Source organism: Aquimarina sp. 433 (assembly GCF_054054605.1).
In genome coordinates this window covers 90,671-106,970 of sequence record NZ_JBSWZK010000002.1, presented here as the reverse complement: position 1 = coordinate 106,970, position 16,300 = coordinate 90,671, and the positions used below count along the sequence as shown (strand labels likewise).

At 34.0% G+C, this 16,300-nt stretch carries 7 protein-coding genes; 1 reads left to right on the top strand and 6 read right to left on the bottom strand.

Annotated features, from left to right (window positions below):
• Nucleotides 1-329: 329 nt before the first annotated feature.
• From ACWNT5_RS04565 to ACWNT5_RS04540, 6 genes are all read right to left on the bottom strand, one after another.
• On the bottom strand, nt 330-4,202 hold the full coding sequence (locus tag ACWNT5_RS04565) for a carbohydrate-binding protein (protein ID WP_456516754.1): 3,873 nt from the start codon (nt 4,200-4,202) through the stop codon (nt 330-332).
• A gap of 1,171 nt (nt 4,203-5,373) precedes the next feature.
• Nucleotides 5,374-7,095 carry an alkaline phosphatase D family protein gene (locus ACWNT5_RS04560; RefSeq protein ID WP_456516753.1) on the bottom strand — a complete coding sequence of 574 codons (1,722 nt, stop codon included), beginning with the start codon at nt 7,093-7,095 and terminating at the stop codon, nt 5,374-5,376.
• A 186-nt stretch (nt 7,096-7,281) separates the two neighbouring features.
• On the bottom strand, nt 7,282-8,424 hold the full coding sequence (locus ACWNT5_RS04555) for a family 16 glycosylhydrolase (RefSeq protein WP_456516752.1): 1,143 nt from the start codon (nt 8,422-8,424) through the stop codon (nt 7,282-7,284).
• Between the two features lie 183 nt (nt 8,425-8,607).
• Nucleotides 8,608-10,155: a PKD domain-containing protein gene (locus ACWNT5_RS04550; protein WP_456516751.1), complete on the bottom strand. Its 1,548-nt coding sequence runs from the start codon at nt 10,153-10,155 to the stop codon at nt 8,608-8,610.
• A 12-nt stretch (nt 10,156-10,167) separates the two neighbouring features.
• Nucleotides 10,168-11,886, bottom strand: a complete 1,719-nt coding sequence (locus ACWNT5_RS04545) for a RagB/SusD family nutrient uptake outer membrane protein (protein ID WP_456516750.1) — start codon at nt 11,884-11,886, stop codon at nt 10,168-10,170.
• A 19-nt stretch (nt 11,887-11,905) separates the two neighbouring features.
• Nucleotides 11,906-14,950, bottom strand: a complete 3,045-nt coding sequence (locus tag ACWNT5_RS04540) for a SusC/RagA family TonB-linked outer membrane protein (protein WP_456516749.1) — start codon at nt 14,948-14,950, stop codon at nt 11,906-11,908.
• A 660-nt stretch (nt 14,951-15,610) separates the two neighbouring features.
• On the opposite strand from ACWNT5_RS04540, the gene ACWNT5_RS04535 reads away from it, so the two are divergent.
• Nucleotides 15,611-16,258 (top strand): T9SS type A sorting domain-containing protein, encoded by a 648-nt coding sequence (locus ACWNT5_RS04535; RefSeq protein WP_456516748.1) that lies wholly within the window; start codon nt 15,611-15,613, stop codon nt 16,256-16,258.
• Nucleotides 16,259-16,300: the final 42 nt, after the last annotated feature.

Here is a 16,300-nt window from a genome sequence, read left to right as displayed (position 1 = left end):
CTAAAAGTGGGTGGGAAAGTGTAGGAAAAAAATCACTGACTTGCTAGATAATTTATAGCTATCCCTATCATTGAAAATTTAATTTTAACAAAGGGTTTTTTCAGTATAAAATATCACTACAAGAATAAAAGAAACCCTTGTCAATCCATGTTAAAAGAGATAGACAAAAACTGAACAAAATCCGTTAGAAACTAAATAAAACTAGATATAAAATGGTCATTCTTGTATTTGTAAAATCACCTTGTAATTTTCTTATGTACGAAGCAAAAAAATATCATTTAAAACTACCGATTGAAATAGTATTTACATTTCAATCGGTAGTTTGGATTTTACTTTTTGATCAGTTTTAGTGTTCTGTTTCCATCTGTAGGATTTACTACGGTTAAGAAATAAATACCTTGAGGTAAACTTTGTATATTTATGATATGATTTTCGTTTAATTTTTGGTCTACATAAGTAGCTCCTTTGATACCATAAATTCTGATGTTGTGTTGTTTTTCCTGAGATAATCCTTGGATAAATACACTACCAGTAGCGGGGTTAGGGAATAGGTATACCTTTGGTGCTATGGGCTTGGTTGTAGTATCAGGATTAATGCGATTAGCATTATCAGTAGATAATATAATTTTATCCAGATTCCACTGCCATGTTGTATTACTTGATGCTTGTATTCTAATGGTATGTGTTCCTGTTGCTAAAGTTACCGTTCCATCTATAAGAGAAGTAAAGTTATCCCAGGCTCCATTGGAAGGTACATTTGATGTAGTGGCAAGAGTTCCATCTACTAATAATTGAATTTGTGCTCCACTGGAAGGCGTGGAGATCAAATATTCGATATTATACGTTGCAGCTGTTGTAACGTTAATGGTATATTCTGCCCAGTCACCGTTATTTACATAATTAATATTAGAAGAGGTTCTGTTCACTCCTAAACCTGGTCCTCCAGCAAAAGCATCATCAAAAGTACCCCCAGTAGCTATAAAATCTTCAGCTTCTATGATCAAGGATGCGTTAGGAGGTGTTACTGAGTTTCTGATCACTTCTATACTGTTAGAAAGGTCGAAGTTTCCAGAAAGTCCAGATAGATTAGCTCCAGCACTTAATCCATTAATTCCATTTTCATAGCTTAGGTGATAGATAAAACAAGATCCATCTCCAGCTTCATCGAAGTTTACAGCTTCAGGAGTAGGAGGTAGTCCTAATATATTTTGTTGGTCATCGGTTACCACCCATTGTGAATTAGTTCCTGAATTTCCTGTAAGTGTAATTCCAGATACATTATCCTCAATTCCGTCGCCTACAGTAAATACAAAAGGACCACCCGTTATGGTTCCTCCATCTACTTGTATGTTTCCTGTTATTCTAGTCAGTGTAATTCTATCTAAGTTCCATTGCCACGGATTCGATCCAGATGCTACCACACGAACTGTATGTACACCAGCAGTTAGATTAGAGATTGTACTAGATGATACTAATACGCTGTAATCATCCCATTGTCCATTATTAGGCACATTATCTGTAGCTACTACTGTTCCATCAATGAGTAGTTGGATTTGCGCATTATCAGAAGGTGTAGATATTTCATAATCGATTCTGTAAGCACCAGGATTTCCAACGTTAATGGTATATTCTGCATAATCTCCACTATTTACGTAGTTGATATTATTAGTAGTAGCATTTACTCCAAGTCCAGGTCCACCTGCAGATGCATCATTAAATGTACCACCAGTGGCGATAAAGTCTTCAGCTTCAATAATGATCTGATCTCCAGAAGGAGGAATAGAGGTGTCATTAACAGTGATAGTACTAGTAGCAGTAAAGTTACCATCTACTGTAGTTGCTGTTATGATTGCAGAACCCATTACTAAGGCTGTCACCACACCATTGCTAGAAACGGAAGCTACAGAAGGATTACTAGAAGACCAAGTAACTGTTTTATCAGTAGCATTAGCAGGAGCTACCGTTGCTGTAAGTGTTGCAGTATTACCTTGATCTAAGGTTATAGATGTTGGTGAAACAGCAACACCAGTTACTGCTATAGGATCAGGACTTCCTGGTCCTTCATCTGATCTTCCAGGTTTTTTGGTAAATTCCCAAGTAAGGAGGTTTACAACACAAACCTCTCCTACATGACGAAAATCTAATGTAATAGTATTGTTTTGTTGGATTAAATTGGCTGGAACTGGAATTTCAAGAGTTCCAAACCATCTGCTTCTATTTTGGTTTCCTCCTCTCCAGTCAATTGGAGTTTCGACTTCAACGCCATTAAAAACGAATTTATCGATACTTAAAAAGCTGGCAGCATCATTATCATCGTCATTAAAAAGATTGGCAGTAACTTTTAACATTGCTTCTGCTTGATCTGGATTTTGTGGAACAGAGACACCATTTACAAAGAAATTATTATCACCTGGTTGTATCTGGATTCGTTCATTATTACTAACGGCAGCTCCATAAAATTTCCTTTCTATGGAGTCTTCATTTATATTGATGTTACTTGAATAAGTATATTTTAATATCATAGTTCCATCAGCAGCCAACTGTATCGTGGTGGGAGCAACATTATCCGAAGTACTATCCAATCGTATATCTCTTACACCAGATAAGTATAAATGTTTTGTGGTTACATTTTGAAGGTTAGGTGTGTTTCCAAAGAAATTAAGATTTATACTCTTGGCCACAGGTTCTAGATTATTTAGAATTAAGTAGACATCATCACCATCGATATATGCATCTACTTGAATGTCTGGATCAGTCGACTTTGTGTCTACTCTAGTTCCTTTTACTTCAGACCAAAGTTCGAACCACTTGATATAATCGCTCCATTCCCAATTTCCATCACGGTCATCATCTCTAAGCATTTTATATTGATAAAAAAATTCTGGAATACCATCTCCGTTTGAATCCGTATCTCCCCACTGCGCTTTAATCGGAGTGAACGGCATGGATAGTTCTACATAATCAGGCCTTTCTAAGAACTGCATCAACATGGAACTGAAAGGTTTCATAATTTCCCAATCATATCTTGTATCATGAGGTTTAAAATCCCATGCATTATTCACACCTCCATATTCTGATATAACTACTGGTTTTCTATTGTTAACCCCGTTTTTTGATACATCATACCATTCCAACATTTCTAATGTGGCTTCTACATGACCACCTCTTCGAGTGGTTCCGCCAGTAGCATCGTACGTAGGCCAATCATATAAGTGTACAGCGTAAAAATCCATATTATCTCCTGCCGTATCCATAAAGCCTTTCCATAGCACATCCCACTGAAACCAAGGTTGATTTCTATCAATATAAAAAGAAGGTTTGTCTACTTGGCTTCTTGCGTAGGCTTTTGCTATTTCATCAGCCGGAGTATTACCATAAAAACCATTTACATAATCGACAGTTTGAAAACGTGAAAAACCATCACCATTGAACAGGTCATGAAGTCCCCATGTCATACCACCTATTTTTGGAGCTCTGCTTCCCAGTTTTTCCTTGATACCTTTAGCAACCAGATTATGATACTCAAAGATGTCTTCCCAACTAGACATCATAAATTGTCCTGTGTTTAGTACAAAATCAGGTTCATTAACGACTTCCCAATATTTAGGCATCGGCATCTCATTACCTGCATTTTGGGTAAAAAATTCATCCATATACTGTACTACCCATTCGGCTGAAGTTTCGATATCCTGAGGAATCCAAATCGATCCGTTTTCTCTACCCCAAACAGATCCGCTAGGATGACCATAAGATAGTGTAGGATAGGTAGGATGGGGATTAGTCCCCATAATCATACTTTGGATTTTATCTTTAAATTGAACACGATTTTCATCTACCAATCGATCTTCAAAAAAGTCTCTCCAAAATTCTAACATATTGGTTAAGCTATCTCTATCGTGTTTGTTAGGTCTTTCTGTATCGGCAGGTGAAAATCCAAATAGGAAGGATGAGGTTCCGTTGTCTCTGCCAAAATAGACATCCAGATCATCGATTAGGTATTTTGCTTTATCCAGTTCTCCATTCCAGTCACCTTCATATAAATTTGAATGGATGGTAATGTGTCTTTCTCTACCGAAATCGGAGACCCCGTTTACAGAGTGTTTAATGTCTACATTGACATCTACTTCGACGTTTTGAGCTCTGTTTGCTATAGGAAATAGCATAAAAAGCCCCATTACAATAATGAAATTGATTTTTTTCATGATTAATAAAATTGAGTTTATAAAATATATGTGTGTGGTTCGGAGTTTTTCTAATTAGGGTTTAAATTTTGACAATAGATTTCCCTGTTAAAAGCGTATATACTTTTAAAAAAAGATGAGATATATTGAATCAAGAACTAATCGATTGAAATACTTTGTTCTTATGTATTGAGTTTTTGTTATGTTTCAATAATCACATCAAATTGTACATGTTCAAAGTTTTGGTGATGAACATAATTGTGATCGGTAAATCTAATGTCAATTGCTTTTCATCAAGCAATTAAAAGTGTACTTCTATAAAGTATAAGGTTCGTAGAAAATAGGTTTTAAGTATTAATTGAAAAGAGTAATGTTGGTTGAGTTTGTGTTTTAGTTTACATAAGGTAATAGTGATTAATTAGACAAAACAATTCGAGTGGCATTATTATAAGAGTTAAAAGTTTCTTGACTAGCAGAATATGTTAGCACTCACATATTTTATATCCAATATTCCATAGAATTTTTTAGTTTAACCATTCTAGAAAATAGATTCTTTAATCGATAATTATCGATTATAAAAACTTTGGTATAAAAAACTTAAGCTAGGATAATTTATATGAAATTTATCCCTAATCCATGCTTCGTAAAAACAATACTAAAATTATAAGTTCTTAGCGATAAAAGGCTTAAAAAGAGCGTAGACAAAAACTGTACAAAACGATAATATTCCTTAATTGAACTGGATTAATATTCAACAAAATGAAGAATTAATGAATAAACTAATGTGAATACAATATTTTTTTAACTTTTTAAAAGAATAATTAATATTAAAACATCGCAAAAAATGTTGTTATTATATGAAAATTTAAAAAGAGTAATTTGAATGCTTTTTTCATAAAAATTTAATAATACAGGCTATGTATTATAAATTTTATAAGGTTTTTATTTCTAATTTATTACTTGAAATTTTATTGGTAAAGAGGGGTGTTACAAAGTAATCCTATGGGATGTTAATTTAATATATCGAAAGAATATCTATTGAAGCTTAAACAAGAGTAAGTAGTAAGTAAGAAGAAATCTACTTTAATAAAACAAAACCATAATACTTTTGCATATAGAAAAAAGCGTGATAATATACTTTTTCTTATTTTTTTACATCTTCATACTATTAAAATTACCCTGAATTTTCATTTTATTTAACTTGTAGTTTTTCTTTATTCTTTTTTCTAGATAAAATCTTGTAAATGATCTTTTTTAGGTTGCCTTCTCCTATCTCAACGTCATATTCACCTTTTTTCAAAACTTTTGGTTGATACGTTTCACCTTTGACTCTAATTGAGGAAATTAATTCCTTAGTGTAGCTGTCTCTGATGGAAACAACTTGATTTTCTTTATTGAGTAATAGTGTAGGAAGTTCAAAGCCATTTTTAATCTTAAAGTTATCAGTTTGAGAAATGGTTATAGGCCATCCAAAATACTGTTTGCTATTTGGGTCTGTAATATCCACATTTCTCTCCCAACATTCAAATGTGATTGTTCTATTTGGTTTACTGAATTTTATAATTCCTATGCCTGCAGCTCTTGTAGATAATAGTTTACCTTTATTAATTTCATCTTCTGTAGGATTGGCAACAGCCATGACGGTCATTTTATTTCCAAAACCATCTAGAAATTTACCTGTATAACTAGGAGAGTTCTCGATAACTTTATCAATTCTAGCTTGTTCCGAAGGTTTCCACCAACGTAACCATAGATTTGCTATTGCTGGAGTAGCAAAAGAGAAGCCAGCATCTCCCCAATCATCAATTCCGTGTTGCACAAAAGAAGCTAAGTGTTGGTCTCCTGCTATCATGGGAGAAAAGCTTTTTCTGATAACAGACAATGCCTTGTTTCTTGGTGATTGAGGCCAAGCATTACTATCAAAATCTTGAGTAACTTCATTTGTAGATTTACCAGTATAGTTACTTACTTGAGCAAATATCGTTTGAGAAAGGACAGCTTTCATTTCGCTGTCTTTCCAATCAGTAGTCCAATTTTCTAAAAACTCTAATTGTCTTTTTCCTAATAAAGTGGCACCATGGACATCTAATTTTTTAACATTAATATCTTTTCGAAATAAGGTTTCGGCTGGACCATTTTTAAAGATATCTGGATTTTGATTGGTTACCTCTGTTAAACCAGATTTGAATTTACGATCTTCCAAAATTGCAAAACTTATTCCTCCCCATTTTAAATCCGTGTAATATACACCAATTCCTCTATCGATAGGAGTTGGATCATAAGGATCTGGCAAATGGCTTGTTTGTGCTCGCTCTACTTCTTTTATATATTCTATAGGCATATAATAACCTCCGTGAACACCTCTTCTAGAATCAGATTTGATACCTCCTTCTCCCCAAATATTACCTTGGCCGATATCATGATCGTCTGTTATACAAATAGTCGGAGTATTTCGAATAATATCACCAAAATCACGGCCGAACTTCAACCAATGAACAAGATGTTCGCTATGTTCATATACTTGATCACCAGCAAAAAACAATAAATCTGGTTTAATCTTTTTAAAATTTTCTACAATGTCATTTCGAGAAATGTCACCCCCATGATTAGCAAATGAAGAATTACATGAAAGTACTCCCATTACAAATTCGTCTTTATCAATAGGGTTTTTTCTTATAATACCTTCATAAGTTGCTTTTTCATTGTAAACAACACGATATGGAATCTCTCTAGAGTCATCCCAGTTTTCTATACTAAACGGAGCTGTATATCCTGGATAAATTATGTCTGTTTTGGCTATTTCTAACCATTTACCATCTTTTTTTATTTCTAAAGAAGCTTCAAAAGGCTCATAGTTTTTTATAGGATAAAACTGTGCGGTTAGTTTGAGCTTATTTTCATGAACGGTGTACATTGCAAAACAAATTCTATCTTTTAATTTGTTGTATGCTATGTAAGAATAAAGATCCTTTGATTGTGCTTGTATTGTAAAAAAGGGAATTAAAAATAGTATTAAAAATAAAGTTGTTTGTAATTTGATGTAGGTTCGATTCTTTATTTTCATTGGTTTTTCGGGTATAGATTTTTAATAAATTTGGTGTTAATTACAAGTTTGCTTATTCAATTGACCATTTGGTGTATAGACTCTGATCCAATCCACCATCATTTTAGTATTAGGGCCAGATTTTATGTCATTACTGTTCCAAAAAGCATCAACACTTCCATATCGCCACGGTTGTGAAGCCTGACTTATCAACATATGCATCTCTCTAGTAAGACCATCTCCACAAGTAGTATATCCTCTTGGATCTATAGCATCTTCTTCTCTCAAACCATTCACAGTTTTTACTTTTTTTCCATCTATAAAGTAGACTAATTTAGTAGGACTTTCCCATTTAACTCCAAAAATATGAAACTGCTCACTCCAAACTACATCATTATCTCTAGAGCAATCGTTATTATCTTTTTTTCTAGACATCCAAGTATGTTTTTGTGGTTGATAATCAAATCTTTCAGTCTCGGTTTGTCTAAATGTGTGGTGACTAAGATGTATTCTATCCGCGAAGTATGGTCGATCACATTCCTGACCATCTATTCTTATTCGCGGTCCATATGCCTCTACGTTATCGATCTCTTCTATTTGTGTTTCCTTACTGATCATCCAAACAGCATTAGCTAATTGAGAGTTGCTTATTTTTACCTTTGCTTCTTGATAGAGCGGATAGGTACTTGTTTCTTTTGATGAAATCATACCACAACGTAGTCTTTTTTCATTTCCTGTCTCATCAATTATGGCCTGTAAAATTAGTATTCGATTTCCTGGATTGGCAGTGTCGTCTTCAAATGATACTTGATCACCAGTCCATATGGTTGGTAAAGGTTGAAAATTGTTTACATATCCCAGACGCCATTTGTTCTGAAATTCTGGAGATTGTTTCCCTCCTATATAATCAAATTCATCAGATAATACTTCTACCTTTTGCCAGTTTTCCATTCCATTATCAACTAAAGAAGTTTCTTCTATAGCATTATGTACTGGAGTGTCAAATAAATTGGTATCTCCGAATAAGCAATCAGATAAAACGGCTATTGAACCTAATTCTTCTTCTTCTTCAACTTCCTCGTCAGGATCATCTGAATTGTTTTCTGGAAGAATGTTATCATCGTTACTACAAGCAAGGATACAACAAAGAAAAAATATGAAGAATCCCGAAAGGTTACATAAACTTATTTTTCTATTCATTTTCGATAAAACTTTAAATTAAATGGCAACTATAGTAGATAAAAGGAAAATGTTAAAAAAAAAGAGAAAGAGGCCTAAACTGTTTATGACTAAAAAACAACTGTTTAGAATAACCCTGCACTCTTTCTCTCTTATTTCAGATATTAGTTTGGTAATAAATGAAAATAAAAATTGGCTAATATATTATGGTCTAAGTTCAACCTCGCTTACAAATAAATCGTCCATATAAATTTTAATAGGCATATTATTAAACTCATTGTCTCCTCTTATCAGTAATTCTTTTTCTTCAGACGCATTTCCAGTTACTAAAATGGAGCTATATACCCATTCTCCTGTCGGGAACGAAGCACTAAATTCTGGATTTGGACCTGTCCCGAAGTCAGGTGAAGGTCTTAAATAAATTCTGAGATCAGGATTGTTAGATCCTGCCGGAGTATTTCCAACATTTTCTACGAATACCCAAACACCAATTTCATATGTTTTACCAGATTCTATTGGTAATTTGCCAGCTGTATGTGCAATGATCATACCTCCATTTGCTTGCATATCAACAACTCCACTTCTTGTACCTGTTCGTGCTCTGGAAAAATCAATTGAGAAATCATATAATTCCCATTTTCCACCCCAGAATTGATAGGGCCAATTCGCGTCATCAGCAGAATTTTCAAAACTATAGTCAATTGTTGTGGATTCTAATAAGTTTTCTCCTTGTTCAAAAGAATCCATTGGTACATCCATAAAACTATCTGCCTGAACTCCATCTGTAGTGAATAATGATCCCGCAGTATAGGAAACAGTTACGGTGTCATCGATGTAGATTTGGTCTCCGCTTAAAGAAACTAATAAAATATTTCTTTCTGCAGGGTTCACTTGAACACTTTGTATGGTTGCGGAGATCGGAGTTCCATTATTTTCTACGTTGATAGAGAATTGATCACTTACAACGGTAGCTTCATCCATTTCTCTACTAAATTCTAATGCCAAGGTTCCATCTCTTTTTCCTTGAACTCCATCTAAAGTAACAGGATCTGTAGAAGGTATAACTTTCACTAAGTTTGAAAAAGCAGCTATAGCTTGTCCTGCTGGTCTATTGGTATTCGCATCTACATTAATTCCGTAAGTTCCTAAGCGTTTATAGATAACATCTACTTGATTAGTTCCTGTAGCTGTTTCTGGATCTCCACCGTCTATTGTCCAATCGATGTTTAAAGGTTCTCCTACAAGGTCAAAAGTATAACGAACGGCCCTACTAGCAATCACCTCATTTTCGGCATTATCGCTTATAGTTAGTGCAGCTCCCAGAGTACCATCAGGATTAATATAATTAGCCTTTAGATCTATAGCAATTGGTTCTATTACGGTTACCACAATAGTAGTATCTAATTCACGCCCTCTCAGCTCACCATCAACAAAAGCATCTTCTTCAAAAACTTGATTTAAAGTAACGTTGTGTTCTCCTACTTGTGTAAATGTTGCTTTTACAACATCACTATTTGATTGGGTAACATTAGCGACACCTTCTGGAAAGGTCCAGGTTCTTGAAACTACGCCAGTAGAGACATCACCAAAGGTTAGATCTGTATTTACTCTAATTTGATTCGCCTGACTTTGTTCTGAAGTAAAAATTACTCGTTGGCTTGGAACATCAGTATCAACATCATCATTTTGACAGCTAATAATGGTAATCAAACCGATTATCAGTACTGTTATAAATTTTAATAACTTCTTCATATTTGCAGAATTTTAATTACCAATTTCATCATTTGTTTGTAATTCGGCAGCTGGAATAGGGAAATAATCGTGAACAGCCGAGTTATAATTTTGGCTTGCTATACCAAAATCGCGTCTTAATTTTTCTCTAATAAATAAGGGAGCTACACCAACACCGCCAATATCCAGAGCATCAAAATTTGCTTCTCTCCACAATTCATCTTGTACTAATTCATTCAGGACATCTCCTGCAATACCCCATCTTACTAGATCTTTCCATCTATGTCCTTCAAAACATAGTTCCAAAGGTCTTTCTACACGTCTTATGTGCGTCATTACAGTGGCTACAGAAGCCGATACAAAAGGTTGTACACCGTTTACTTGTTCACTAATATGGAATTGAGGAAATCCTCCATTATCATTTATATATTGACTTAAGGTAATGACTCCAGCTCTTCGTCTTACTCTATCGATAAATTCTATTGCTGTGTCAACATCACTAGTTGCTTCGAGAACAGCTTCAGCATACATCAAATACACATCTGCTAAGCGAATATGTCTAAAATTGATTTCGGAACGACTATTTCCATCTTCACTTTCTAAATGATACCAGTTAGAATATTTTTTCGCATAAGAACTTTGGCCAAATACCCAACCAGGTTTATCATTAATAGGTAACCCATAATATAGACCATCTCCATCTACGGGAACGATACTAGCTCCCATTCTTTTGGACTGCATATTTCCATCATTAACAGGATTGTTTGGATCGATTTCATCTCGTACAAAAAGCTCATGAAGATAATAAGTAGGAAGCACAACATTAAATGCTCCGAACTGTAATTGTCCCATTGATCTTGCGATACCACTAGCTTCTGCTCCAGTTTCGAAGGTATTATCATCTACAACATTCCCATTTGCTCCTGGATTAAATTCTACAGAATAAGGAGTTTCTAAAATGGATTCCGAGTTGAATTCCGTTAAATGAGAAAAATTGTCAAGATTGTTAGGGGCTAAGCTATAAAGATTAGAATCTATCACTTCTCTAAATTCGTTAGCAGCTTGTTCCCATTGTTGACTATATAAATATGTTTTTCCTAATAAAGCTGTAGCTGCTCCCCAAGTAACTCTACCCAAGTCGCTGGAAGGCCAAGTTTCTGGTAAATTAGCTTTAGCAAAAATAAGGTCTGGAATGATTACCTGATTAGTTACTTCTTCAATTGAACTAAAAGGAGCTGCTATTTCTTCTGAAGTTCTTGCAACAGAGGTTCTAATAACTGCACCACCATAAGAATGCGCTACCTGGAAATGATAAAATGCTCTTAAGAATCGTGCTTGAGCTTCAATAGATATTGCTTCTTCCGGATCATCAAATACATTAAGGTTTAGTGGAAGTTGCTCAAGTACTTGATTAGCTCTGAAGATACCAATATATAGTTCGTTCCATTTATCTACTACTTGCTCGCTTGCATCACCAAAATTTAAAGAAGCAAATTCAATTTGTCTATAAAAGTTTTCGGTACCTGCTTCATCTCCTAAAAGCATCTCAAATGCTAATCCAGATCCACTGATACCTTGAAACTGAAGCGCACCATACACAGTTGTGAGGGCTGCATCAAAATCATTTGGAGTACTCCAAAAAGTTTCTTCAGTTACAGCATTTGGATTGTCTACGTCTAATTCGCAACTGGATATCACAATAAAACCTAAAATTAGTGTGACGTACGTGTTTAGTTTATGTTTAATTTTCATAATAAATTATATTGTAAGTTTAAAAACCAAGTTGAACACCAAATAAAATTCTTCTGGATACTGGATAGGTCAATTGATCAACTCCTCTTGTAAAAATTCCGTCTCCTCCAATTTCAGGATCAAAACCTGTGTATTCGGTAAACGTAAACGGGTTTTGAGAGGTTGCATATACCCTAAAACTGGAAAAGAAATTTGGCAGCGCATCCTTAGGGATCGAATAGCCTAAGGTAATATTTCGTATTCTCCAATAGGATCCATCTTCTAGAAAAAAGTCGGATCTTGCTCTAGTACTCGCAGTAGATACATTTCCTGCCCTTCTTGCTGGAATGTTAGAGGATGGGTTTTGTGGTGTCCATTGATTGAATTGTTCTTCATGTCTTCCATTGATGTAAGCGGAAAGACGTGCTCCGTTATACACTTCTGCACCATAAGAAAAATAATTTTGTATGAAAAAATCAAAACCTTTATACTCTAGATTTAAACTTAGACCAGCTTCAAAATCAGCTTGTCCTGATCCTGCATACACTCTATCATCATCGTTGATGGTGCCATCAGCAGTATCAGGAATTCCATCACCATTAGTGTCTACAGTAAGTTGATCAATATAAGCTATATCACCTATTCTTGCATCAGGAACTATTTGTTGATAGGCTTGTAACTCTTCTTCTGTTTGGATTACTCCTTCATTTTGAAGTAGAAAAAATGCACCTGCTTCAAATCCTTCTGCTAAAAATGTAGTATTATCAACATTACCTACAGTAAATACGGGAGTTCCTCCAGAAAAACCTCTGCTTGTACCGTTAAGATCTGTTACTTCATTGACATTTCGTGTAAAAGTACCCGCAATGTTCCATTTTAATCCATAAGAAGTCTGGTCTTTATAAGATAATGCTATTTCAATTCCCTGATTTGTTAAATTTCCAGCATTGACAACTCGACTTCTAAAACTTTGATCTCTTGGTGCACTGGTTCCTGTTGATGGCGGAAGTCTTTCTTCTAATAGAAGATCTTTTCGGTCATTTAGGTAATAGTCAGCTGTAAAATTAAGTTTATTACTAAACATGGATAAATCAACACCTACGTTTCTGGAGATTTTAGTTTCCCACTGTATATTAGGATCTACCAAACGTCTTCCGATTTGACCAAATGCCAAATTTTCAGCTTCTCCAAAAATAAAATTCACTCCTGATTCTATTGTTGGTATAAATGGAGTCGGATTAGTACCTGCTATGGTTTGATTTCCTACTTCGGCGATACTTCCTCTAAATTTAAGGTTGTTAATGAAGTCGAGATTTGCATTTTTGAAAAATGGCTCCTCGCTAACATTCCAACCAGCAGAAATTCCATAAAAGACCTTAAATCTATTAGAAGTAGGGAAATTAGAAGAACCATCTCTTCTTATACTTGCGGATAAAAGGTATCTATCATCAAAATTATATTGAACTCTTCCTAATAATCCACTTAATTTATTGGTTATGTCAAACCCAGTTGGATTTATAGGTTCTTGTCCTTGACCTAAAACAGGTGTATTATTACTAGCAAGACCAATAACACCAGTACTTAAATTTTTGGAATCAAATTGTTCATAAGATGTCAGTGCAAGAAGCTTAAGATTATGATTGCCAAAATCTACATTATAACTTAATGAGTTTTCTATCGTATTTCTTTGTGTAAAAATAAAACTCTCTTGTAGAATAGCATCTTCACGTGATGCACCAGGTACGAAATTTCCTTGTACATTGAAAAGAAGATACTGTGGGCGTAAAAAGTTTCTCCTAAAATTCCAATTATTCCTACCTAAATTCACTTTATAGGTTAGCCCTTTAAGAATTTCATAATCTAAACTAAAAGCGATGTTAGAACTTCTTATGCGTCTTTCATCTTCATCATTCAAAAGTCTGGTTAAAAAACTCAACAACTCTGGTTGTCCAGTTCCCACTCCTAATTGTACCACACCATTCACGGGTTGTATATTTGAAATCGGAGGTTGAAAAGGTCTTTGGGCAACTGCTTGCTCTAATAGGGCAAATGGTTCCTGAACTCTCAGTTCATCCGTAATACCAATACTTGTAAAGATTTTTAACCTTTCTTTGGTATACTGTCCTGTAATTCTAGTGGTTAATCGATTAAAACCAGAATTAATAAGTACCCCTTCTTGATCAAAATAAGAACCATTAATATTTAAAGAGAGATCACCAACTCCTCCAGATATATTTAAATTATGGTTTTGTATTAAAGCATTGTCATTTTGAACATCACCCACAAAGTCACTATCAAAATCCAGAGCATTTGGATTTAAAAAGAATGTATTGTTTACTGTTCCATCAGCATCATTTACTGCTTGATCAGAAAAAAGTTGTTGATTCGTATTCATTAAAGGAACACCTGATGTAATATTTTGAACAGCTAAGTAAGTTGAATAATCTACTTTTAATTGTCCTTGTTTCCCTTTTTTTGTGGTTATGAGGATAACTCCATTAGCGGCTCTAACTCCATAAACAGCGGCAGAAGCACCATCTTTTAAAATATCAATAGATTCTATTTGTTCTGGTGCTATATTAGGATTTCCTTGAAAAGGTATTCCATCTACCACAAAAAGAGGACCTAATGATCCTGGGCTTAATGAACCAACTCCTCTAATTTGTATGTTTGCCTCTTCACCAGGTCTACCATTACTCGCTTGGATGTTAACACCAGCAATTTGTCCTTGGAGTGATTCTGCAACATCAGATACAGGTGCTTTAGAAATAATTTCGGCACTTACGCTATTTACTGCTCCCGTAACTTCAATTTTTCGTTGCGTTCCATATCCAATAACTACTACTTGTTCTAGTTCTTGACTGTCCTGCGCGAGAACAACATTGATTGTAGTATTATTGCTTATGGTTATAGATTGTGTAGTGAAACCAAGAGATGAAAATACTAAGACCTCTCCTTTAGAAGCTTTTATTTCATAATTTCCATCAAAATCAGAAACGGCTCCTCTTTTGGTTCCCTCTACTAAAACGTTTACTCCTAATAAGGGCATGCCGGTTTCATCTATAATTTGTCCGGTAATATTCATTTTATCTTGCGCTTTCGTACTGACGAAACATAACATCAGTAGACAGATCAATAACCAATGATACTTTTTGGTTATAGTTGTTTTGTTATTTTTCATAAATGATAATAGAAACTTAGTAAAATTTAATACTTATTAATGATTTCTCATTTTTTTAAACTCAATTCACTGAAATGATCAAAACAAACATATAAATCTTAAAGTTTTATTAAAAAAAAAGAAACTAGACAAAAAATAGACAAGTGTGTTTTTGTAAAAAAAAGTGTTAAATATTTACTTAGAGGGTGTGGAGATAGTATTAACAATTTACAATTTAATAAAGACATGTGATTATTAATGCTAATTCTTCTTTTTGATAAGAAAAACAAATTCAAAAGCCCAATGATCATTGGATTTCGAGGTTTTTTAATTTTTAACATATTAGAAACAATAAGATAACAAATTATTTAAAAAAAGCATCGCTTTTTGGTTTGTTTCTATACAAAAGGTTATTTTTTTTAGAATTACCTAAAAAAATTGTGACCCTCCTATTAGATAAAATTCAGAAGATATTATTTTATCATAATTTTCCAAAACGATGTAGTTTGGTTCAGTTTTAATCTAGTTGCGTATAAAGAATATCTTTTTATTAAATCGTAAGTTTATTTTCTAAAAATTTATATTATGAAAAAATTTACGTTAATTTCTTTTTTATTTGTTATTTCTTTAGGGTTTTCCCAAAGTATTACATGGAACAATCCAATTAGTGCAGTTGCTCCTGGTGAAACTATTAATATGGATATTTCCTATGATGCTGGCTCAGAAGACTTTTTCTATGTGAGCGTTATGTTAAGAGAGCTCAATGCTTCTGGTGGTACTGTAAACAACTATAATGTAATATTTCCTGTTGATGAAAGTGGAGGTCAACAGCCCAATGCTCAAGACAATGTGACATTTAACTATACTATTGATGCTTCCGCTCCTAATTCAACAGCTCTTCCAGCAGGACATAGTTATCGACTGATAATATTTATGTCGTATAATAATGATGGTGGTTTTAGAAATGATAATACTGACATTATTGTGGATTCAACATTATCCATAGGCTCCTTTGACAATGAAAAAAGTATAAGTGGTTTTTATCCAAACCCAGTAAAAGATGTTTTGTACTTTAATGATGAATCGATTTCCGATCAATATACTATTATTGATTTTACAGGAAGGACTGTAAAATCTGTAAAAGGAGCATCATCATTAAATGTCGAGGAATTAACTGCAGGCACCTATTTTATACAAACTGAAAAAGGAACTGGAAAATTTGTAAAAATCTAGTTTAGAGTTATTAGTTTTTTATTGTTTCGTATGATTGGGCGT

Bases quoted from the DNA above. Each gene is read 5' to 3' on its own strand.
- ACWNT5_RS04555 (WP_456516752.1), bottom strand. From the start codon at position 8,424: ATGAATAGAAAAATAAGTTTATGTAACCTTTCGGGATTCTTCATATTT.
- ACWNT5_RS04545 (WP_456516750.1), bottom strand. From the start codon at position 11,886: ATGAAAATTAAACATAAACTAAACACGTACGTCACACTAATTTTAGGT.
- ACWNT5_RS04535 (WP_456516748.1), top strand. From the start codon at position 15,611: ATGAAAAAATTTACGTTAATTTCTTTTTTATTTGTTATTTCTTTAGGG.
- ACWNT5_RS04565 (WP_456516754.1), bottom strand. From the start codon at position 4,202: ATGAAAAAAATCAATTTCATTATTGTAATGGGGCTTTTTATGCTATTT.
- ACWNT5_RS04540 (WP_456516749.1), bottom strand. From the start codon at position 14,950: ATGAATATTACCGGACAAATTATAGATGAAACCGGCATGCCCTTATTA.
- ACWNT5_RS04560 (WP_456516753.1), bottom strand. From the start codon at position 7,095: ATGTACACCGTTCATGAAAATAAGCTCAAACTAACCGCACAGTTTTAT.
- ACWNT5_RS04550 (WP_456516751.1), bottom strand. From the start codon at position 10,155: ATGAAGAAGTTATTAAAATTTATAACAGTACTGATAATCGGTTTGATT.